The sequence below is a fragment of the Cerasicoccus arenae genome (genome assembly GCF_014651635.1).
Classification (GTDB): Bacteria; Verrucomicrobiota; Verrucomicrobiia; order Opitutales; family Cerasicoccaceae; genus Cerasicoccus; species Cerasicoccus arenae.
In genome coordinates this window covers 95,852-116,403 of sequence record NZ_BMXG01000007.1, presented here as the reverse complement: position 1 = coordinate 116,403, position 20,552 = coordinate 95,852, and the positions used below count along the sequence as shown (strand labels likewise).

At 52.1% G+C, this 20,552-nt stretch carries 20 protein-coding genes; 15 read left to right on the top strand and 5 right to left on the bottom strand.

Features of this window, described 5'->3' with window-relative positions; translation table 11 throughout:
* The first annotated feature begins 726 nt into the window (after nt 1-726).
* Complete coding sequence (proS, locus tag IE065_RS07335; RefSeq protein ID WP_189513428.1) at nt 727-2,241, top strand: proline--tRNA ligase; 1,515 nt, start codon at nt 727-729, stop codon at nt 2,239-2,241.
* Between the two features lie 6 nt (nt 2,242-2,247).
* Here the strand turns inward: proS and IE065_RS18260 are convergent, their stop codons facing one another.
* Complete coding sequence (locus IE065_RS18260) at nt 2,248-2,712, bottom strand: prepilin-type N-terminal cleavage/methylation domain-containing protein (protein WP_200163127.1); 465 nt, start codon at nt 2,710-2,712, stop codon at nt 2,248-2,250.
* 189 nt (nt 2,713-2,901) lie between these two features.
* Nucleotides 2,902-3,681 (bottom strand): bifunctional hydroxymethylpyrimidine kinase/phosphomethylpyrimidine kinase, encoded by a 780-nt coding sequence (thiD, locus tag IE065_RS07325; RefSeq protein ID WP_189513426.1) that lies wholly within the window; start codon nt 3,679-3,681, stop codon nt 2,902-2,904.
* Nucleotides 3,682-4,022: 341 nt separating this feature from the next.
* Here thiD and IE065_RS07320 point away from each other — a divergent pair, with 341 nt between their 5' ends.
* Genes IE065_RS07320 through IE065_RS07300 form a run of 5 tightly spaced genes read left to right on the top strand, consistent with a single transcriptional unit; the run spans nt 4,023 to nt 9,717 of the window.
* Complete coding sequence (locus IE065_RS07320) at nt 4,023-6,932, top strand: tetratricopeptide repeat protein (protein ID WP_189513424.1); 2,910 nt, start codon at nt 4,023-4,025, stop codon at nt 6,930-6,932.
* The gene (locus IE065_RS07315; protein ID WP_189513422.1) at nt 6,932-8,041 is read left to right on the top strand and encodes a tetratricopeptide repeat protein; all 1,110 of its coding nucleotides are present in this window, start codon (nt 6,932-6,934) and stop codon (nt 8,039-8,041) included. The genes IE065_RS07320 and IE065_RS07315 overlap by 1 nt, the downstream gene beginning before the upstream one ends.
* 36 nt (nt 8,042-8,077) lie before the next feature.
* Nucleotides 8,078-8,860, top strand: a complete 783-nt coding sequence (locus IE065_RS07310; protein ID WP_189513420.1) for a MotA/TolQ/ExbB proton channel family protein — start codon at nt 8,078-8,080, stop codon at nt 8,858-8,860.
* Between the two features lie 21 nt (nt 8,861-8,881).
* Complete coding sequence (locus IE065_RS07305; RefSeq protein ID WP_189513418.1) at nt 8,882-9,286, top strand: ExbD/TolR family protein; 405 nt, start codon at nt 8,882-8,884, stop codon at nt 9,284-9,286.
* Entirely contained in the window at nt 9,286-9,717 is a 432-nt protein-coding gene (locus IE065_RS07300) for an ExbD/TolR family protein (protein WP_189513416.1), read from the top strand. The genes IE065_RS07305 and IE065_RS07300 overlap by 1 nt, the downstream gene beginning before the upstream one ends.
* 30 nt (nt 9,718-9,747) lie before the next feature.
* Here the strand turns inward: IE065_RS07300 and IE065_RS07295 are convergent, their stop codons facing one another.
* Complete coding sequence (locus IE065_RS07295; protein WP_200163126.1) at nt 9,748-10,638, bottom strand: DNA-3-methyladenine glycosylase family protein; 891 nt, start codon at nt 10,636-10,638, stop codon at nt 9,748-9,750.
* On the bottom strand, nt 10,610-11,116 hold the full coding sequence (locus IE065_RS07290; RefSeq protein WP_189513414.1) for a hypothetical protein: 507 nt from the start codon (nt 11,114-11,116) through the stop codon (nt 10,610-10,612). The genes IE065_RS07295 and IE065_RS07290 overlap by 29 nt, the downstream gene beginning before the upstream one ends.
* An 85-nt stretch (nt 11,117-11,201) precedes the next feature.
* Between IE065_RS07290 and IE065_RS07285 the strand changes: the two genes are divergently transcribed.
* From IE065_RS07285 to nadA, 7 genes are all read left to right on the top strand, one after another.
* Complete coding sequence (locus IE065_RS07285; RefSeq protein WP_189513412.1) at nt 11,202-11,960, top strand: DUF3450 family protein; 759 nt, start codon at nt 11,202-11,204, stop codon at nt 11,958-11,960.
* 56 nt (nt 11,961-12,016) lie between these two features.
* Entirely contained in the window at nt 12,017-13,387 is a 1,371-nt protein-coding gene (locus IE065_RS07280; protein WP_189513410.1) for a MotA/TolQ/ExbB proton channel family protein, read from the top strand.
* A complete protein-coding gene (locus IE065_RS07275) occupies nt 13,380-13,967 on the top strand; it encodes a MotA/TolQ/ExbB proton channel family protein (protein ID WP_189513408.1) in 588 nt (195 codons plus the stop codon). The genes IE065_RS07280 and IE065_RS07275 overlap by 8 nt, the downstream gene beginning before the upstream one ends.
* Nucleotides 13,964-14,386: an ExbD/TolR family protein gene (locus IE065_RS07270; protein WP_189513406.1), complete on the top strand. Its 423-nt coding sequence runs from the start codon at nt 13,964-13,966 to the stop codon at nt 14,384-14,386. Before IE065_RS07275 ends, IE065_RS07270 begins: the two co-directional genes overlap by 4 nt.
* Nucleotides 14,383-15,033 (top strand): TonB family protein, encoded by a 651-nt coding sequence (locus IE065_RS07265; protein ID WP_189513404.1) that lies wholly within the window; start codon nt 14,383-14,385, stop codon nt 15,031-15,033. Before IE065_RS07270 ends, IE065_RS07265 begins: the two co-directional genes overlap by 4 nt.
* Before the next feature lie 3 nt (nt 15,034-15,036).
* Nucleotides 15,037-16,380, top strand: a complete 1,344-nt coding sequence (locus IE065_RS07260) for a tetratricopeptide repeat protein (protein WP_189513402.1) — start codon at nt 15,037-15,039, stop codon at nt 16,378-16,380.
* 119 nt (nt 16,381-16,499) lie between these two features.
* Nucleotides 16,500-17,456, top strand: coding sequence for a quinolinate synthase NadA (gene nadA / locus IE065_RS07255; RefSeq protein WP_343218634.1), 957 nt, complete (start codon nt 16,500-16,502; stop codon nt 17,454-17,456).
* A 57-nt stretch (nt 17,457-17,513) separates the two neighbouring features.
* Here the strand turns inward: nadA and IE065_RS07250 are convergent, their stop codons facing one another.
* The gene (locus IE065_RS07250) at nt 17,514-18,839 is read right to left on the bottom strand and encodes a homoserine dehydrogenase (RefSeq protein WP_189513398.1); all 1,326 of its coding nucleotides are present in this window, start codon (nt 18,837-18,839) and stop codon (nt 17,514-17,516) included.
* Between the two features lie 277 nt (nt 18,840-19,116).
* On the opposite strand from IE065_RS07250, the gene IE065_RS07245 reads away from it, so the two are divergent.
* Together IE065_RS07245 and IE065_RS07240 are read left to right on the top strand one after the other, a co-directional pair.
* On the top strand, nt 19,117-19,821 hold the full coding sequence (locus IE065_RS07245; RefSeq protein ID WP_189513396.1) for a hypothetical protein: 705 nt from the start codon (nt 19,117-19,119) through the stop codon (nt 19,819-19,821).
* Between the two features lie 15 nt (nt 19,822-19,836).
* A complete protein-coding gene (locus tag IE065_RS07240; protein WP_189513394.1) occupies nt 19,837-20,544 on the top strand; it encodes a hypothetical protein in 708 nt (235 codons plus the stop codon).
* Nucleotides 20,545-20,552: the final 8 nt, after the last annotated feature.

Below are 20,552 nucleotides of genomic sequence, written 5' to 3'. Positions count from 1 at the left end.
AGAGACCGCTTGCACGGTGCGGGATTTTCTCACGTAGGCGCAGAGGCCGACGATATGGATATGGCCATCTAAATGCATTCAATATCTTACTAACGGATTGCTCGATGCCTAAAGCATATTGTCGATGGTGGAGACGACATTTTCTCAAGTAACTCGTAGCGATGGGTTACTGTGACGTCTGTGCATATCGAGGAATTCTGCTAGATTGCTATGTCCAGAATCATTATATTTATTCGACCAAAACATACTATAAATGTCAAAAAGCGAAGATGTCATATTCTCAAAGAAATTGACCTGCCCACCAGTCATCATGCCAGCGGCAGAGTTAGGCTTATATCTCTGAGGATATTTTTATCCTCATTAAAATTACAGAATAATTGGCATACGTTCTATAGGATTGAGAACTAGGCTGTTCGCCCTGTGAAACCGGTGTTTCGAGATGATTTGAGGAGAGAAAAAAAATGGCCGTCCTTTCCTGATGGAAAGGACGGCGCTAGTTTCTACCCCAAAACGTCCCTCTCGGGACCTAACAAAATAATAACACTTCCTTGTTAACATGACACGGGTCTCTTTAAAGAGTTCCTGTAAAAAGATGTTTTTTATGATTAATCATCTCAGCCACTGTTTATCAGGGATTTGAGATACATCAGATAAATCGGTTCTTCTTATTTTCCTGTTTTTGACGATTGCAAGCTGCGAGATTTCGCATTTGCTCGCGTTTTCATTATGGGCAACGCGAAAACAGCCATTACTCCGACTCGGGCCGACGACTACCCTGAGTGGTATCAGCAAGTGATCAAAGCCGCCGACATGGCGGAGAACTCGTCCGTGCGCGGTTGCATGGTGATTAAACCCTGGGGCTACACCCTATGGGAAAACATACAGCGCGCACTCGACGACATGTTTAAGGCGACGGGGCACGTGAACGCGTACTTCCCGTTGTTCATTCCCAAGAGCTTTCTTGAGCGCGAAGCCAAGCACGTAGAAGGCTTTGCCAAGGAGTGCGCCGTGGTCACGCATTCGCGGCTCGTCGATGACGGGCAGGGCGGGTTGAAGCCGGATTCACCACTCGAAGAGCCGTTGATTGTCCGCCCGACCTCGGAGACGATCATTGGCGCGAGTTACGCGAATTGGGTGCAGAGCTATCGCGACCTGCCTATCCTCATCAACCAATGGGCCAACGTTGTCCGTTGGGAAATGCGCACACGCCTCTTTTTGCGGACTACGGAATTTCTCTGGCAAGAGGGGCACACCGCCCACGCCACTTCGGAGGAGGCCATGGAGGAGACGCGCAAGATGCTCGAAGTGTACGCTGATTTTGCCGAAAACTGGATGGCGATGCCCGTTATTAAGGGCGAGAAGACCGAGGGTGAGCGTTTCCCCGGTGCTGACCACACATATTCCATCGAGGCCATGATGCAGGATCGTAAGGCCTTGCAGGCTGGCACGAGCCACTTCCTAGGGCAGAATTTTGCGAAGGGCTGCGGGATTAAGTTCCTCAATGAAAAGGGCGAACAGGAATTTGCGTGGACCACATCTTGGGGCGTTTCGACTCGCTTGGTTGGTGGGATTATCATGACGCACTCTGACGACGACGGCCTCGTGCTGCCGCCAAAGCTTGCGCCGAAACAGGTCATCATTCTGCCCGTGCTGCATAAGGCAGATGATCCGGGTGCTATTCTTGAATACTGCGCCAAAATCAAGGCCGAGCTGGAAAATCAACTTTTCGCGAATCGCGCACTACAGGTCGAGATTGACAAGCGCGATATCCGTGGCGGCGACAAGCGCTGGGAATGGATCAAGAAGGGCGCGCCAATCATACTTGAAGTCGGGCCGCGGGATATGGCGCAGGATAGCGTCTTTGCCTTCCGCCGTGACACCGGTGAAAAGAAGGGTGTTGGCCGGGCAGAATTTATCGCCACTGCCGTTGAGCGTCTAAACGCAATTCAGGACAATCTATTGGCTCGCGCTAAGGCTCACCGCGAGGAGCACACGCACAAGATCGACAGCAAGGACGAGTTTATTGACTTCTTTACCGCCCAGAATGCTGATCGTCCAGAGATTCACGGCGGGTTTGCCATGTCTCATTGGGGCGGCACGGCGGAAGAAGAAGATGCGCTCGCCAAGGCGCACAAGGTCACGATTCGTTGCGTTCCGCTTGAAGGCGAAAACGAAACTGGGGTTTGCCCATTTACAGGAAACCCCAGTCCGAAACGCGTTGTTTTTGCTAAGTCTTACTAAGCCAGCTTAAGCGTCGGGGTCGTAAACGTTAACTGTAATCGCGTTGGCGTCGTAGCGCACGATACCGGTGGCGGAGTTGCCATCATCGAGCATATCGTCAATCTGCTCGCCAACGGCAGCATCCAGTGCGCCTGCGGGAGTGAAAGTGATCGCGCCGTTGTTTCCGGTGCCAGCATAGGCGTAGGCACCTTCGATGGGGGGGGTGGTGCCCCACGCTTCTGGCATCCAAGTGAGGAGGTCTGCGTCCATTGTGGCAGGCAAAGAGCCTTCTTCCATATCATACAAATAGAGTCCGTCGCGGAAGGACTGTAAATTTTCTCCGAGCGTAGTGGCTTGGCTATTCCGCCGCACTTTCTGGAACGCGGGGATCGCGATCGCTGCGAGCAGCCCGATGATCACGACAACGATCATGATTTCAACCAATGTGAAACCATGCTTACTGCGTGATTTTTTGTTTAGATTACTCTTCATAATAATAACTTTTTATAATTAACAATGACATTCCGTAGGTGGAACATTTGCCATGTCAACGTATGGCTTTGGGTATGTCAAAGAAAATACTAATCCGTGAATAAATTAAATTCAATTGATACATCCGTATCACGTGGCATTTTCGTTAATTTTCTTCGACATGGGTAGCAGTCGGCCTAAACGCTAGGTTTAGTGTCGAATAAACGCCCGGCCAGCCACGTGGAGTGGCCGTTCGAGGCCACGTCGTAAATAGGCATGTGCGGTTTGGACAGCATCCGTTAATGCGCGCCCTTTTGCGAGTTCAGCCGTAATGGCAGCTGAAAGCGTGCATCCGCTGCCGTGGGTATCGACATCTGGAATGCGTGGGCTGGCGATTTCAATCAGTTTGCCACTTGTAAGTGCCAATATGTCCAGTAATTCGTCGCCTGGCAGATGTCCGCCTTTTAGCAATGTCGCGGTGCCGAAGCGGGCAGTGAGTTCATGGGCAGAGGCCCGCATTTCGACTGGGGAATTGGGCCGTCGCCCGAGCAACACAGCTGCCTCGTCAAGGTTAGGTGTAATCAAAGTGGCGAGCGGAAGTAGTTTCGTTGTCAGGCTATGGATGGCGCCTTCTTTGAGCAAGCGCGCGCCGCTGGTGGCGACCATGACCGGGTCAACAACCACTGCTATTTGCTGTTTGGCAATGAATGCAGCGGCGGTTTCGATCAATTCAGAGGAAAAGAGCATCCCGGTTTTGGCGGCCTTGATGGGATAATAGGCGGCGAGCTGAGCGAGCTGAGCACGGAGGAAGCCTGGGGACATGGCCTCAATTTCGGTTACGCCATCAGGGTTTTGAGCGGTGAGCGCCGCTAGCGCTGTGATGCCATAGGCATTACAGGCCGCAAATGTCAGAAGATCAGCCTGGATACCTGCTCCACAGCCACTATCGCTGGTGGCAATGGAGAGGGCTACTGGTAGTTGTTTGACCATTACTTGCAGAAATTTGTTTAGTTTAGCGCGAATTAGTCGATTGAAGTGATAGTTAGAAAACTTCTGAAATCGCGAAAAGCGTTCTTTAGTAACTATCTAGACGTTCGTGACATTATTCCAAATCAATTGATCTAAATTTGAAAAAAGCTTGTCATTATCCGACAAGTCTTTGTTCTTCTTACCTTCGGCTCATTTCAAGGGCCTCAACACCTCAAGTTAACACCCCATTTAAGACAATAATCGTGCGGAGATTTTTACATCGATCTGCTCAGGTTTCATTTTTCTGGTTATTACTCGGTTTCGGCTCTCTTTCATGGGGGCAGGATGCGACTAACCTGACTTTGTCAAACCTACTAGAAACGGCGGACACTATGGTCGGCAACAAGGACTTTGTTGGTGCGCGCCCCTATATGGAGGAGTTAGTGTCCCGGTTCCAAGCCAGTGACCAAAAAGACAACCTGGAGAGTGTTTACTTCTATTTGGCGATCAGCTATTTGGTTGAGTATTCAGACACTTCAAGCAAGGGATCGCTGACTAAGGCTGTCGAATGGCTGCAGCGTATGCAACGGGAATTTCCCAATGGCAAGAACGCGATCAAGGGATACCTTTATGAGGCGGATGCTTACCGTGGGCTTCAAGACTTCCTAAAGGCAGCGGACGTGTATGAGATGATGTTGAAGCAACCGCTGGAGGCGCGCATGAATTATGAGCAGCGGATGGAGGTGCTGGAAAAGCTTACCCAGGCGCTTTATATTAAGCGTGAGTGGAAGCGCGGGTTGCCTTGGTTTACGGTATTTCTCAAGGAAACACGCAATCCTGAGCACAAGGCGATGGCTGCTGCGGCATTGCTTGAGGGGAATATTAAGGAAGGTCATTTTGACGTCGCGCTCGAATATCTCCGATTTTTAGTCGGTGAGTCCGAGGCACGCTATAATTTGCAGCTCAACGTTGCTTTAATTGATGCCGGTGATCGTTTGGCCAAGGAGAAGCGTTATACTGAAGCGATGCTCATGTATCGCATGGTGCTGACTGTGGAGGAGATCACTAAATGGCAGAAAGAACGCCTTACTGATCTTGAAGGCCAGCTTAACCGCTTGCGCATAACGGTGAAGGATAAGGACAACGAACGCGCCATTGAGCTGGAGACCAAGATCTTCAACACTAAGGCTCAGATTAAGGGTTTGGAGGATCTAAAATCTTACACTTCTGAGCTGCAGGTCCGTATTGCACGGAACTACCTCATGACGAATCGCGACTGGGAGTCCTTCTACGCCTACATGAACCTTATTGAGGAGTACCCGGATAACGCGAACGTCGAGTCTTACATTTATGCTGCCTTTACTGGGGCAACGAAGATCAATAAACCCGATGCCGTTATTAGCTTGGGTGAGCAATATCTGGATAATTCCAAATATGTGCAATACCGCGACGACGTCATCGTCAAGCTGTTGGAATATTATAAAAATCGCGGCGAGTATTATGACTTTTTCGAGTTAGCTAAGTCCTTTGTCGAGCAGAGTCCGAACACGGATTACGCGAAATCAGTTATCTTCTTAATGGGCGATACCTACACCAAACTCAGTCAGTTTGATGATATGATTCGCCAATTCGAGGCATGGGACAAAAAATATCCGACTTCGCCTATGACGCCAGGTCTCTATTACTGGATTGGTCTCGCGAAAATTCTCAAAAGTGAGTATGGTGAGGCGTGGGATAACTATAATAAGATCCTCCTCGATTACCCTAGCAGCACCTATGCGGAAGATTCCCTTTATCGTCGCGGCATCTGCTACATGGGTATTGAAGACTTTGATGGCGCTAAGAGGGACTTCAACGCATACATCCGTCAATACCCTGAAAATAGTCAGCGTGGTGAGGTGGAGTTCTTTCTTGGTGAAGTTGATTCGGCCACTGGTAACGTGGAGTCAGCGCTCAACCACTATAATAAAGTTGAGGAATACACGGACAGTATTCAGTTTATCCAAAACGCTTATTTCCGCATGGGGGCTCTCCTTGAGACCAATCGCGATTACGAGAAAATGGCGCAAGTCTACGGTACCTTTATTGATAAATATGCGGACCGCGGCGAGCTGACTGGTGCCATCTTCCATTTGGGCCGCGCCTATGAGCTAAATGACCAGCCGCAGCTAATGCTCAAAGAATACCTCGCGGCGATCAGCGAATTTGGTGACGACCCTTATACCTATGGCCTTGATGATATTCTAAAGGCATACCCTGAAGGCTATTACCTGAACAAGGAGCGTATTGCTCAGAATCTCGCATTGCTTCAGAAGCTCAATACAGATGCAAGCTACCGCAAACTCATTGCAGATGATCGGCAGGCAGTCTTTACATTTCTTGGCCAGAACCCACTCATCGAAGAGCCAATTAAGCGAGCCCTATACGATCAGAATTTCCGTGAAGGGCTGGTTAAAAATCAGGAAAGCATTCAACCTTGGTTAACTAAATACCAAGAACTAAGTACAGTATTTCCAAGTGAGACGCCGGAAGACTCATTCAGCCGTCTTTATAAACAAGCGCGTGAGGATGGTGAGGAAACGTTGGCTCTTCGACTTAAGTATTCGTTGGCTCAACAGGGCGTAAAGGTTGATCCAGGCCGTGTTTTCACCGAGGACGATTTCTTCTACGCCAGCCCAGTTAGCCTTGTGTGGGTCGGTAAGCAAATCGAGCAATACGATACCACTGCTGCCCGGTCCGCCTTTGAGATGGTCGTGGAAGACCATCCATCTTCTGACCAAGTCTTTAATGCACTGGTCGCCCTTGGCAACTTGGAAATGGAAGCGGGTAACAATCAACAGGCCTTAGAGTATTTTGAGCGTGCTGAGCGCGAATTCCCAATGCATGAGGACGGTGTAGACGCCGTTTTGCGTCAGGGAGACGTAAAACGCAAAATGGGTGACAACGCATCGGCCCGTGAAAAATATCGCCAAGTCAGCACGACTCGTGACTGGCGTGGCCCCGCCCATGCCGAGGCACTCTATAAGACAGGACAGAGCTATGCGGAAGAGGGAGACCTAAAACACGCATTGGCCAGTTACGAACGTGTCTATATTGGCTATTCAGCATACACTGACTGGGCCTCCAAGGCATATTTAGAAAGTGGCCGAACCCTTCAAGCCATGGGCAATAAAGAAGATGCACGCCGCACATACGATGAATTCTTGGAAAATGACATGTTCAAGACCACGGAAGTATATCCCATTATTCAGCAAGAACGGAAGTCACTCTAATGAAGCGCATTCTTACAGTTGCCTGCCTGCTTACCCTCAGCGCTCTCGCCGCAAACGCAGAAGATTACTTCCGCAAATACGGTAACAAACCCGTTAAGGTGATTAACCAGAGCACGGACCCTGCCAGTCAGGAAGTGCTTAATCTCACTGGAGTTGATCGCGGCGACCTGATCCTCAAGTTTGAAAATCGCCCTGGTGAAGTCGGTCTGCCACTCGACACTGAAGGCCTGAAGCTGAGTATTCAGTTCCCGGATTCTGTCGGGGTTGCCTACAAACAGATAAACAAAGGCGAATATGCGGAAGCAATCGAAGTCCTTCGCCCAATGGTTTATCCGCTAGTTCAGTACTTTGAAGTTCCACCGGAGAACATTAACAGCCACGAGATCATCGAGCGCTATGTCTTTGCTTTAGTTAACAGCAAGGGCAACGACGAAGAAATCTCGGAGCTGCTTCGTCGCATTCCACTTAAGAAAGCTCCACCGATTTTCAGTCTTCATGCACTACATTATGTGGCACGTTTGGTAGAGATGGGGCAGCAGCAAGATGCGCTTAAATTGCTAAATCGCATCCCGATGGACTCGGATAATCCGATCATGCTGGAGCTTGTTATGGAATTTGCCGACGACCTCCGTGAAGAGGGTAATCTCGACGAAGCACTCTTCCTTTACGACCGTCTCCAACAGACCAAGGGCACCGAACAAGCAGTGTTGGCTACCCTTTGGAGTGCCTATTGCAATGTGGTGCTGGAGCGTTATCAATTAGCAGGTATTTTTGTCGAAAAGGCCGGTAAGTTTACGGCTGAAGATCGTCCATATTCATTGGCGCAACTCGTCAAGGCCAAGATCGAGCTGGAAACATTGAACTACACTGCAGCGATGGAAGAAGTCGCCAAAGGTGTGGTCGCTACAGATGTTAGCTATAACTGGTCCCCCGAACTTATTTACACCACTGGCTTGTGTTACGAGAATCTCGACTTCCCCGACACTGCCCGGGAGGTGTATCATGAAATTGTGCTTTTCTACCCGGAATCCAAATGGGCTAAAGAAGCTGAGGGTGGGCTGATGCGCCTGCCACCACCAGCTCCTAAAGAAGAAGCCCCCGGCGCTTAGTCCCTCATTCGCAAAAATCTAAACAACATCATCGCAATGCAAAGTATCCGTAAAACCATTCTCCTTCTAACCCTGGGACTGACCCTGTTCGCAGGCGCGTCCAGCGTCTGGGCGCAAGACGCCGAGCCTACTGACGCGGCTGCAGAAGAAGCCGCCGCAGAGACCACACCGGGCGACGGTGGTATGAATGTGCTAGGCATGTTCAAAGCAGGCGGCCTCGCGATGTATCCGCTGCTGTTTCTATCCACAAGCGCATTTGGCTTGGTCATCTATAACTTCATGATGATCCGCGAAAAGGTATTCCTTCGCCCTGACTTGGTAGAGCAAATCAAGCCAGTCATGGGCAACCTGCAGTTCGACAAGGCTCGTCAGATTTGCGACGAAAACCCATCGGTAGTTACGAACATCATTTACTCCGGTCTCGACCGCGTGGACCCAGATAACTTCGACCCAGAAGCGATCAAGGAAGCCATGGAAGAGTCTTCCACAGAGGAGCTCGCTGGACCTTTCGTGATGATCAACTACCTTTCACTGATCGCCACACTTTCCCCGATGGTTGGTCTGTTGGGAACGGTTTCTGGTATGGTTAAAGCGTTTAAGTCGATTGAGCAGCAGGGGATGGGTAATCCACAAGGACTGGCCTCGAACATCTCCGAAGCGCTCATCACTACAGCATCGGGTCTGATCGTTGCGATTCCGGCCATGTTCTTCTTTTTCTTCTTTAAGAACAAATACGGTAAGATCGCATCCAGCGTATCCAAGCTTGTTGGCGATGTCTTCTTCGAAATGCTCCGCGGCCTCCGTCGTCACGGTCAATAATCTACGCGACACCTTACGCCTATGAAAGCGCACCCGCCCAAGATGGATGACCAGGACTTCGACATCACGCCGATGATCGACGTGGTGTTCCTGCTCATCGTTTTCTTCATGGTGGTGGCCGCGGAAATCACGCAAAAGATCGAAGTTGAGCTTCCCGAGGCAGATAAGTCCATTGTTCCTGAAGAGCTTGGACGCCGCATGGAAGTCTCCATCAATGAAGCTGGAGATGTCTATGTGGGCATGATTCCGGTCGATATGAGTGAACTCGGAGACCGTGTTCGCATCGGCAACAGTGAAATTGTTGGCTTCAAGGTCTTTGTCCGCGCCGACTCCCGCGTCCCCCATAAATTCGTGAATGACGTAATGAAGACGTGCGCCGAAAACGGTGTGCTCGACGTCATTTTCGCAACCTTTCAGCAGAAATAATGGCCAAGACGATCTCATTTCTTGAAACCAAGGATTCCGTCGACCTCACTCCGATGATCGATGTGGTCTTCCTCCTGCTGGCCTTCTTCATGGTTACGACTGACCTGACGCAGGAGTCCGACCTCGGCATTACGTTGCCCGCGATGACGCCACCTGACCCAGACGCGAGCCCGCCGGATGAAAACACAGTAGACATTTTGCCTAGTGGTGAAGTTCGCCTGAATGGGTTAACAATGGATAATCAGGTGAGCATCGATATGCCACAGCTTGTCTCGACGCTTTCGAAGCTCAAAGGTGCCGCTGATCGTGGTGGTCAGAGGACAGCTGTTACCATTGTTGCTGATCCGGATTCCTTGCATGAGCGCTCCATCGCAGTCCTCAATGCCTGTGCTGCAGCCAAGATCAAATACGTGATGTTCTCCTCTGATTAGAGGGGAGAACTCGCCAAATCTGATCATACACTAGGCTCGGCGGGCGCTGGAAAATAGATACTGCTGCGCCAAGCCTGCATACTGACCATAGTGGGCACGACCGAAGTGGGCAATCTGCTCTAAGCTCCAGCCTTCCAACCGGTAGCGTTCGGTCATCACGCGTGCTATCCAGGTGTCCACGGGAAAAGCCTCCAGCTTACCCGCGCCAAAGAGTAGTGCGCAATCTGCAATTTTGGCACCCACTCCTGGTAGCTGCATCAGGCGATGCTTAGCTTCGGGGTAGGGCAGGTCCTCGACAACATCGAGCCATCCTGGTTGCCCAGCTAGAAAATGGCTGGTTCCATGTATGAATCGCGCACGATAGCCCAAGCCTGCCGCCCGCAACTCGCCCTCGCTTACCCGGTGCAATGTGCTCCAGCTTGGCAAAGCGCGTACGCCGGGGATGATTTCTGCGCCAAAGCGTAGTGCCAGCGTTTCGCAGATCTGCTTTATGTGTGTGATCTGCTTCATCGAACTGCACAAAAAGCAGAGCACGGCCTCAGCAAAAGGCTGGCGTAGTAATCGGAGGCCAGGCCATTGGCCCATTGCCGCTTTGAGGACTGGATCGCTACGGTGGGGTAGGGCGTCCCACGCATCTGCAAAGACGTCATCCGGCCCGAGATAGGTGCTGATGTCTCGGCTGACGCGATCTTCGATCAACACAGGTGCTCGCCATTGGACAACGTCGTTCTGGCTTGTTAGTTCGGCGATGTAATTACCCCAAACGCCTCGCCAAACGCCGTCTACACGATTCCAGCGAAAGGCTTGGCCGCCATCAAGAAGTTCGGCCAGTACGTCATCTGGACAGCGGACTACTGGTTTGACTGACCGCCATTGGCCCCATGCGCTCACTTTATTGCTCGGTGCTGGCGGATTCATCATCCGCTGGCTTGCTCCACAAGAAGCTCTGGTAGCTGGACAGCTCTTGCCCGTCGGGCCCGAGCATGCGCACACGCCAAGCAACTGGTGGCTCGTCATTGGCGGGTTGATCGTCTCCTGTGAATCCCAACCAGATTTCACGGTGGGATTTTGGATTGGCTGGCAGATCAAATCGCTTGGTCACAGGTCGCTTTTTATCGGGTCGCAGTAGGTCGACCTCAAAAAAACATCCAGCGGGCAGTTCGTCGGCAAATTCAGTGATACGCACCACAAAATAAAGTCCTTTGCGCGGGCTGGTCTGAGTACGCAGAATGATCTTACGGCCAGTTTGCTCCTCTCCACCCAAGTATTCTCCAATACGCTTAAAAGCCTGTTCGGGCTTATAATAGGAAACCACGCTGTCGATCTCGACAGAGGGCATTTTTTCCGCCAGCAGCGCTGGGCCACATAGCGCCGATAAAACGATGAGCAAAGTCCGCATGTTTCGCCATGCTGCGGCTCCTTGCTCCCTTAGCAATGTTATTTCGTCGTTGCGCCGAGTGTGTTCACTGGCTTTAGATTCAGGGATGCTTTTCTCTATACGTCTCTGTGCGTTCTGTGGCTTTCTCCTAGCGGGAACTAGCTTGTCGCTTGCGCAGAATAAGCAGCCTGACGCCCATGCGGCCTTACTGGAATGGGTGCGGACGGAGAAGCTAATTTCGACCGAAGCGGCCAATTGGCGGGAAGACCGGATGGTCTTGGAAGACATGATCGCGCTGCTTGAGCGTGAGTCTGCTCAAATTGATGAGCAGATGGCTGCAGTGGAGAAGGCAATTGCCGACTCTTCCGCGAAAACACAAGCCCTAGCGGATCGCGAGGCAAACATCCAAGGCGAAATTGGTCAGCTCGCGGCGATCTTGCCTGATTGGGAAACAACGGCTTGGCCCGTAGTCAATGCTTGGCCGACAGCTCTAACCGAGGAACTTGATCAGCTGCCAGCGTTGCAAAAGAAAGCGACATCGAACGAAGCTTGGTTAACGCGTGTTCCAGCTTGGATTACACTGTTGATGCAAGCTGACCAGTTTAATGGTCAGGTGACGGTGCATTACGGCCTCGACACATTGCCCGACGGCAAAAGTTGGGAAGTGCGGGAGATTTATTTTGGTCTTGGAGGTGGCTATTGGCTAACAGCGGATGGGAAACGTGGCGGTTATCTAGACCCGTTACCGACGGGCTGGATTCGCCGTTCAGCACCAGAGCTTACTCCGTTGGCTGAAGACATGATCGCTATTGCCGAGCGGCGGCGCCCATCCGTCTATCTCGAGGCACCAGTAACGGTCGACTAGCACGCTCTTTTTATCAATTTCATCCATTGAATTTTCAGATACTCACTATTCCTAGCATGAGGCCGTGGTTTTTCCTTTTATTTCTCCTGCTCGCACCGCTTTTTGCCGGGGCGGATGATTTGGCAGCCTCCGCGAAGGCTGATCTCAAGCTTTCTTTAGATCGTCTCCGTGCTGAACGCACGGCGATTGCCGAGGAGAAGGCTGTGCTGCTTCAGACCTTTAATGAGCTGGAAGCCAGCGTCCGTGAAAAGCGTCGCCAATGGGAACTGCTGAAGCTGACCGCTGGCCAGCAAGGGGCTGACTATGAGCAACGCCGCCGTCAGTTGGCTGAGTTGGAGCAGAAGTATGGCGCTTTTCAGGCCGCACTTGTGGACTATCGGATTTATCTCGAATCGAATCTTCATTCAATCGAAATGGCGGATTACCAGAAACGCTTTGGTGATGCCTCCGCTGCTGGCGACCTGACTGCTGAGCAGGCGCGTGATCTCGTTGACTATGGGATGGAACGTCTGCGGGAATCGTTGGCTGGGCGTGTCATTCCTGGCGAAGCGGTCGGGCCAAGTGGTGAGCTACTCAGTGGGCAGTTTTTACTTTGGGGGCCGATGGCTTACTTCTCCAATGAATGGACGAATGAATCCGGCTTTGTCATTGATGAAGAGGGGCTATCCCCACATCTGACGCCTTTCACCAACGAAGGTGAGCATGAGCAACTTGAGCACGCCATGGCTGGCCAACCCGCAACCCTGCCTCTCGACGCCAGTAATGGTCGAGCTCTTCGCTTGACTCAAGAGCACGAAGACATCGCCGATCATTTGCGCTCGGGCGGTGTTTGGGTTTGGCCCATACTCACGCTGGCAGTGCTAGCTTTGGCGGTGTTTATTTACAAGGTAGTCGAGATTGGCATCGTGCGTATGCCATCAGATGCTGCGTTGGACAGTTTATTCAAGGACCTCAGCAATGGCCGTATTGATGCAGCCAAAGAGCAGATTGCACGGCTCCGTGATCCGGCAAAATCTCTCCTCGCCGAGGCTTTGGAGCGAGTCGGCCAACCGAGGGAAGTGCTCGAAGATCTCATGCTGGAGCACGTGATTCGCTGGCAAATGCACTGGGAGCGTGGGCTGGCTGTGCTTGCGGTGACCGCCGCGGTCTCACCACTACTCGGTTTGTTAGGCACTGTGACGGGGATGATTGCTACTTTCCGACTCATCGGCGTTTACGGTAGCGGCGACGCGCGACCACTTTCGGGCGGTATTTCTGAGGCACTGGTCACGACCGAGCTTGGCCTGATGGTGGCTATTCCAGCATTGATCGTCCACGCGCTGCTGTCTCGCAAGGCGCAGAGCTTGACCTCGGATTTGGAGAACGTCGCGACTCGCTTTATTGATGGCCTGCCTGCCGCTTCAACCAAGGATTCCGCCGATGCCTGAGCTGGTCTCATGGTTTGATGCGCAGGTTTGGCCTGTTTGGGAGCGAGGTGGCTGGCTGATGATAGTGCTAGCGGTTCTCGCTCTGGCCATCTATTATGCGGCGTTCGAACTGTGGCGCGAAGCGAGCCGTTGGCCTCTGGGTCGATTACTTGCCTTGACCGAAGACCAATTGTCCAGCGCTGACCTGCCAGTTGAATTATCAGACGCGCTCGCCCAGTCAAATCCAGCTGACAGTGCCCGCGTTTTTGATGTTCTCCGCCGCCGCCTGCTTCTGCGTTTGGACCGGCGAATGACGTTTCTGGCGATCTTGACCAGCGCCGCTCCATTGACCGGACTTCTGGGGACGGTGACAGGCTTACTGGCGACATTTCGGGGGCTTTCAACGGAGCACGGCCCGCTAGCCGAAGGTGCAGCGTCCGGCCTCTATGAGGCACTTATCAGTACGCAGACGGGCTTAATCATCGCCATTCCCGCCTACATGGCACTCTACGCGCTGCGCCGTCGCCGTGATGAATGGGCCGCCGCGATCACCCACGTTGAGAGCATTGGCCTACGCCCGATGCGAAAGGAGGCAGCATGAGCTTGCGTGCTCGGCGTCAACAGCGGGTTCGCCCACCCGTTATCACGGACATCAACCTGTCACCGCTTATTGACATGGTGTTTATCCTGCTGATTTTCTTCGTCGTAACGACCGTCTTCGTCGAAGAAACCGGTGTGCCGATTGAGCGGCCCACATCACGAAGCGCCCAAGAGCTGGAACCACAGAACATTTTACTCTCTGTCACCGACCAGGGACAAATTCATTACGGTGAACGCACGATTTCGCTCTCCGAACTGGGAATGGTCGTCCGTCGGCTTAACCGTGCGGCCCCGCGCCCAGTGGTGATCATTGCGGATCGCACAGTGACCACAGAAACACTCATTAAAGTGATTGACGAAGCAACCTTGGCTGGCGCGCCTTCAGTTAGCATTGCCGCCAATCAGGAGGCTGACCAATGAGCCATGCCGTCGATTTCACGTCCTGGCGTTCGCGTTTGGTTTCGTTGACTGGCTCGGCGCTCGTTACGGCGGTTTTATTCGTATTGGTGGTGCCACTCAGCCATTGGCTGGCCAAAGATCCAGTTGCCCCCCCCCCTCGAACCATTTCCACGGTCACTTTGCCACCACCACCGCCCCCCCCCCTTACGACCGAGCAAGAGGTCGTTCAGGAGATCGCAGAAGTCACTGCTTCCGCCCCCCGTCCATTAGGGGCACCGATTGAGTTGCAAGCGTTGCCGACCCAGACTTTGCAATTATCAGGCGTTACTACTGGCGTGCTGGACATTGAGCAATTTCCTTTGCAAATGAGCGGTCCAGCGGAAGCGTTGGTTTTTGACGTCGTTGACCTTGACCGTGTACCTCAGTTGATAAGCAACCCCGCACGCGTCATGCCCTATGATCTTTTGCGCGACGAAATACGCGGGCAAGTTCGATTAAAGATCCTCATCAGCCCCAAGGGCCATGTGAGTGTGCTTGAGGTACTTTCCACCGATCATGAGCGGTTAATTACGCCAGCACGTCGTTTCGCCGAAAAGTGCCGTTTTGAGCCACCAATGCGCAATAACCAGCCTGTCGCTACGGCCTATATTTTCCCGATCTCTTTTTAGACAATGTACCGCATTCTCACTATTTTGACCCTGCTCGTTACACCCTTTGCGTTTGCGTTGGATTCGCTATCGTGGTCCAGCCCGGGGTTCCAAGCGCGTTTTTTGGGTAGCTATGGCTTCGATGGACCAAGAGAGCCCAGTGTGACCTCAGCCGAGCAGCAGGCCCTCCAGTCTATCGTGCCACTGATGGAGAACGGCCAAATCGTGGAGGCGGCTCGCCGTCTGAAGGATGCAACGACACAGGATTCTAGCGCCGCTTTCGACTACACGTTGGGCAATCTTTATCTACAGGCAGGTGACACCAACTCAGCAGAAAACGCTTATCGCCGGGCCTTGGCCAAGCAGCCGGGCTTTGTCCGTGCCTCTCGCAATCTCGGCCTAATGCTGACTCAGGAAGGTCGTATCATTGAGGCAATTCCGGCGCTGCGTGAAGCCATTGAGCGAGGGGATAACGCCCCGACAACACTTGGAGCGCTGGCTTTTTGTCATTATCAGGACAGCGATTACTCCGCCGCTCTCACAGGCTACGCGCAGGCTGTTTTTCTCAATCCGGAAAATGCGGACTGGCAACTTGGGCGTGCGCAATGCCTCATCCAGCTTTCGCGTGCAGCAGAGGCGCTGTCTGTGGCGGAACGTTACTTGAGCCGTCACCCTGAGCACGTTGAGGCGCGTCGCGTAGCGGTCAATGCCTGCGTGGCCATGCTGGATTGGGAAAATGCTGCAGCCCACCTTGAATTACTTCGCCGACAAAACAAGGCTGACGCTCAGGCTCTTTTGCAGTTGGGGCGGGCCTACTTGGCGTTGGGGCTACCGCACCGGGCAACACAGTCCTTTCTGGAATCGATGCGGCATCAGCAGAAGCCCACGATCGAGCAATTACTTGAAGCTGCGGAAATGCTCGCACAACGGAGTAACGTTGACGAGACAGAGGCTTTGCTAGCGGTTGTTTATCAGCAATATGGTGATGCGATTTCCGGTGAGGCGATGAGCCAATTACTTCGCTTGCAAGGCCGTCTTAAGCTAATGTCGGGGCAGGTTGCGTCCGCTGCCCGCTTGTTGACCGAGGCATCTACGCGCGATCCGCTTAACGGTCAGACGCTACTTTTGCTTGGTTCTGCACAATTGGAGTTAGACCACTTTGCCGAGGCACAACTGATTTTGGAACGTGCGACTGAGTTGGACGATGTAGCCGCTGATGCCTGGTTGGAGCTAGCGAGACTTTACGTGAAACAGTCACAATGGTCAGCAGCGGTTGAAGCGCTTCGTCGCGCTCAATCGATTCGCCCTGAAGACCGCGTGGCGCGTTATTTGGATTCTGTGCAGCGTGTTGCTACCAGTCAGCCTTGACGTCAATTATTTCCAAGTAGTAGCAGGGTGCCAATGAAACGAGTTTAAGCCTGCGTTTGACAAACCGGCGCCAATTCAAACAGTTTGTCCGCAACATGGCAGTCCTTGATTACGAACCGATGGTGTTTGCGCCCCGCGTAGGTGGCGAAGCGCCGCTGACCGCATTGCAGGAGGAGATCCTCGAATTGAAAAAACAGCGCAATGCCGTCATCCTTGCACACAATTACCAGATCGATCCGATCCAGCAGGTTGCAGACTTCGTTGGTGACTCCTTGGGCTTGGCCTACAAGGCGGAAGCGACAGATGCCGATGTGATTGTGTTCTGCGGGGTGCATTTCATGGCCGAAACCGCGAAGATCGTTAACCCGAGTAAGACGGTTTTGCTGCCTGAACTTAATGCTGGTTGCTCGCTATCGGACAGTTGCCCCCCCGAAAAACTGAAGGCTTATCAGGATGCCAATCCCGGCCTTTATACGGTGGCCTACATTAATTGCTCGGCAGGCGTCAAGGCGCTCAGCGACGTTATTTGCACCAGTGGAAATGCGGTTAAAATCGCAGAGCGCATCCCCGCAGACCGGCAAATTTTATTCGTGCCCGACCAAAATCTAGGCAATTGGGTTAGCAAGCAACTAGACCGCCCAATGCAGTTGTGGCCAGGGAGTTGTTACGCACATGTCCTATTCTCAGTTCGCGCAATCGAGAAAGTGAAAATGGCTTTTCCGGGTGCACCAGTGGTCGCTCATCCGGAATGCGTGGAAGCTGTCCGCGATATGGCCGACGAAGTCTGCTCGACTGAGAAAATGGTCGGCTTCTGTCGTAGCCACCCGTCGGACACGATCATCGTCGTCACCGAGACTGGTATGATTCATCGGCTCCAACGGGAAATTCCCGAGAAGACGTTTGTTGCTGGCCCGACGGACAATTGTGCCTGTAACGACTGCCGCTACATGAAGATGAATACCGTGGAGAAGCTACGCAATTGCCTGCGGGACATGACGCCTAAAATCACCATGGACGAAGGCGTCCGTCAGCAGGCTTATGCTCCCATCAAGCGCATGCTGGAATGGTCGAAGTAGGGCACTCCTTGTCTCTTGAGCAGCATCGGTGAAATTGAGCGAGAAAACACTGAAGTTCTACGGCTTAAAAACCCGCAGGCGAAAGGGTGTTTCAAGGCAGAATGGCAGCTCGGCGACGAGCCCAAGGGACTGATCAAGGCTGGCTTCACTCACGGCATGTGTGGTGAAAATGATACGGGCGCTGGCGGAGTTGATTTCTTCCTGCTGGATCATTGTGGCCACAGAAACGCCGTGGTCGGCAAAGACTTGAGCGACGCGGGCGAGTACGCCGGGCTCATCCTTGACGCGTAGCCGTATGTAGTAAGGGCACACTAATGACTCGGGGCCGGCGAGTTGCACTTCGTCCGCTAAAGCACGATAGATGTCCACGTCTTCCTCAGAGATGATGGGGGGGGGGGCACCGAGAAGGGCGGCGACGGCGTCGGCGATGTCGCTGATGACGGCGCTCGCGGTGGCATCCTGTCCGGCACCACGACCAACAAGGATTGTCGTGCCGACAACATCGCCTGTGAGGCTGATGCCATTAAAGACTTCGTCGACCTGCGCAATGAGTTCCTGTTTGGCGATGAGTGCCGGATGTAGGCGGACGGAGACCGTATTTTGGGTGAAGTCTCGGCGGATGACGGCGAGGAGCTTGATTTTATAACCGAGTTCCTTGGCGTAGGCGATGTCTCCGGTGGTGATGTCACGAATGCCCTCCACTACCATGTCATCGAGCTTCACCCATTTACCATGGGCTAGGTAGGCGAGAATGACTGCCTTGTGCGCAGCGTCCCACCCATCAAGATCAAGGCTTTCGTCGGCCTCTACGTAGCCGAGGGCGCGGGCGTCGTTAAGGGTGTCTTCGAAGCTGAGGCCTTCGCGTTCCATCCGCGTGAGGATGTAGTTCGAGGTACCATTGAGAATACCATAAATTTGCGGAAAACGGTTGGCAACGAGGCCTTCGCGTAGCGTTTTGATAATCGGTATACCGCCCGCGACGCTGGCTTCGAAAAAGTAATGCGTATTGGACTCACGTGCGACGGCGAAGATTTCCTCTCCGAACTCTGAGATGAGGGCCTTGTTAGCCGTAACGACCGTCTTGCCATTTTTCAATGCGCGCAGTGTTAGTTCCCGGGCTAAAGTTGTTCCGCCAATAAGCTCGCAGACGATGTCGATGTTGGGATCATCCACGATGGAGAATGGGTCGTCCGTTAGTTGGTCAGGGCGGGGCTGGACGGCTCTAGACTTGGTAAGGTCACGGGCAGCAGCACGGACGAGCTCGAGCTTAGCACCGAGGCGGTATTCGAGAGCCGTTTGATCAGCCTGTAGATGCTTCCAAACACCTTGGCCGACTGTGCCGAAACCGAGGAGTCCAATCCTGATAGTACGCTTGTTTTTCACGCGAATAGGGAAGTGCTGAAGGGCTCCCCTTGGCAACGCTAAACGCTACATCCTTCTAAGTGTTGATCGCATTTTACGCTAAATCACGGAGAGTCTCGACTAAATTTCGCGTCAATGAATCAATTTGCTAATGATTAACCAAATGAGATTCAGTCTGAGTTTCCTGGCTTATTATTAGAGATTTAGATAAAGGGTTGATTGGTGCTAGAAAAAGTCTAGAGTGGAGTGCCTACATCGGTAGTTTCTGCTATACTAAACTCCTAACTGCTATTCAACTATGAGTGATGGAACCAATGAAGGCGATCTAGTTGATCGACTGATTGAAGAACTGCAAGCTGCACAACGAGACCGACGTAACGCGCGTAATATTATGACGGCGTTAATCGCGATTGTTGTTGTGGTTTTTATTTTTCTTGGACTCCAAGAAATTAATAAATTCCAAGAAGAGGAATTAGGCGAATTTGCCACCGCGTTAAGCGAAGAAGCCGGCCAGTTGGCCCCAGTAATTGCGAAAGATCTTGGCGAAGCGTTTGATCGTCTCGTTCCGGTTTATGAAGAAGCATTTGTCGAAGTATTCAAAGAAAATGAAGAAGAGTATTACGCGATTCTTTCTGATGAATACATCAGCTTGCAACAACATGCCCAGGGAGCTTGGCCAAAGATTGAAGAAGCGATGGCCCAGCTTGTCGTTGAGCAAGAAGAAACTGCTAGCGCAGAGCTCATGAAGTTTATACCACGAGACAAACTTGCTAACCTAAGTGTCTATTATAATGAAGCTTTGCAGAAATACCTCTCTCACTACATGGAAGGCAAATTTGCGGTAAACATGGAAGTCAGTCAGGACATCATCAATAAGCTCAATCAGATCGCAGAAGAAGAGGACGATCTGACGCCGGGCGACGTCAAGTATACGCTTGGCTTGTTGTTGGAACTGGTAGGTTTGGAAATCCAGACCGCTGCCCAAATTGAGTCTGAATCCTAAGCACGAAAAATTATCATGAGCGACGAAAAGAAGCTAATCGATTTCATGCGGGAAGAAATTGCCCGTACGCGCAAGGGAGTAGGGCACACCTATCTCTTCGGCATCATTGCCGCAGTTCTCGTGGCCGGTTATATGGCCTTCATCCTGTCGATGGTCAAGCAAGCCACTGATGGAGAATTCCTCGCAATTGCGGTGCGCCAGCAGGTGGAGCAGGCAGTGCCTGATATGATCCATAGTGGAGAAATGACCCTAGCCAAAAATGCGTCGATTTCCGCAAATAAGGTTAGTAACCGTTTCAAGCAGTTGGTCCCCAAGTTTGCCGCCACGGGCAAGGAGAAGATCGACATGAGTTACCAAGATCAGATTCCGTATCTGAGCGAAGAGTTCAACGATATGGTTCGATTATATATCAAGTCGAACGAAGTCGAGTTAAGGGAGTTCGCAAACCAACATGACAGCCAAGAATTTGCCGAGGAATTCACACGTCAAATGATGGCTGAATTTGCCTTGCAGATCGATATACGAATGAAGGATGCAACGGGTGGAAATGGGCTCAACTACTTCAACGAGAATCTTCTGCAATCACTGGTTGCAATGGATACTACGCTTGGCGAATTACTCAACAAGCCTGAAGATCAATTGACTCAGCGTGAGCGTCTCCAACGCCGAATTCTCGCACGTATGGTGTTGCACATCACTTCCCACACACCGCCTAATTCCTAGGCGAACAG

Coding starts and splice junctions, on each gene's coding strand:
- proS (WP_189513428.1), top strand. CDS start 727: ATGGGCAACGCGAAAACAGCCATTACTCCGACTCGGGCCGACGACTAC.
- IE065_RS18260 (WP_200163127.1), bottom strand. CDS start 2,712: ATGAAGAGTAATCTAAACAAAAAATCACGCAGTAAGCATGGTTTCACA.
- thiD (WP_189513426.1), bottom strand. CDS start 3,681: ATGGTCAAACAACTACCAGTAGCCCTCTCCATTGCCACCAGCGATAGT.
- IE065_RS07315 (WP_189513422.1), top strand. CDS start 6,932: ATGAAGCGCATTCTTACAGTTGCCTGCCTGCTTACCCTCAGCGCTCTC.
- IE065_RS07310 (WP_189513420.1), top strand. CDS start 8,078: ATGCAAAGTATCCGTAAAACCATTCTCCTTCTAACCCTGGGACTGACC.
- IE065_RS07305 (WP_189513418.1), top strand. CDS start 8,882: ATGAAAGCGCACCCGCCCAAGATGGATGACCAGGACTTCGACATCACG.
- IE065_RS07300 (WP_189513416.1), top strand. CDS start 9,286: ATGGCCAAGACGATCTCATTTCTTGAAACCAAGGATTCCGTCGACCTC.
- IE065_RS07295 (WP_200163126.1), bottom strand. CDS start 10,638: ATGATGAATCCGCCAGCACCGAGCAATAAAGTGAGCGCATGGGGCCAA.
- IE065_RS07290 (WP_189513414.1), bottom strand. CDS start 11,116: ATGCGGACTTTGCTCATCGTTTTATCGGCGCTATGTGGCCCAGCGCTG.
- IE065_RS07285 (WP_189513412.1), top strand. CDS start 11,202: ATGCTTTTCTCTATACGTCTCTGTGCGTTCTGTGGCTTTCTCCTAGCG.
- IE065_RS07280 (WP_189513410.1), top strand. CDS start 12,017: ATGAGGCCGTGGTTTTTCCTTTTATTTCTCCTGCTCGCACCGCTTTTT.
- IE065_RS07275 (WP_189513408.1), top strand. CDS start 13,380: ATGCCTGAGCTGGTCTCATGGTTTGATGCGCAGGTTTGGCCTGTTTGG.
- IE065_RS07270 (WP_189513406.1), top strand. CDS start 13,964: ATGAGCTTGCGTGCTCGGCGTCAACAGCGGGTTCGCCCACCCGTTATC.
- IE065_RS07265 (WP_189513404.1), top strand. CDS start 14,383: ATGAGCCATGCCGTCGATTTCACGTCCTGGCGTTCGCGTTTGGTTTCG.
- IE065_RS07260 (WP_189513402.1), top strand. CDS start 15,037: ATGTACCGCATTCTCACTATTTTGACCCTGCTCGTTACACCCTTTGCG.
- nadA (WP_343218634.1), top strand. CDS start 16,500: ATGGTGTTTGCGCCCCGCGTAGGTGGCGAAGCGCCGCTGACCGCATTG.
- IE065_RS07245 (WP_189513396.1), top strand. CDS start 19,117: ATGAGTGATGGAACCAATGAAGGCGATCTAGTTGATCGACTGATTGAA.
- IE065_RS07240 (WP_189513394.1), top strand. CDS start 19,837: ATGAGCGACGAAAAGAAGCTAATCGATTTCATGCGGGAAGAAATTGCC.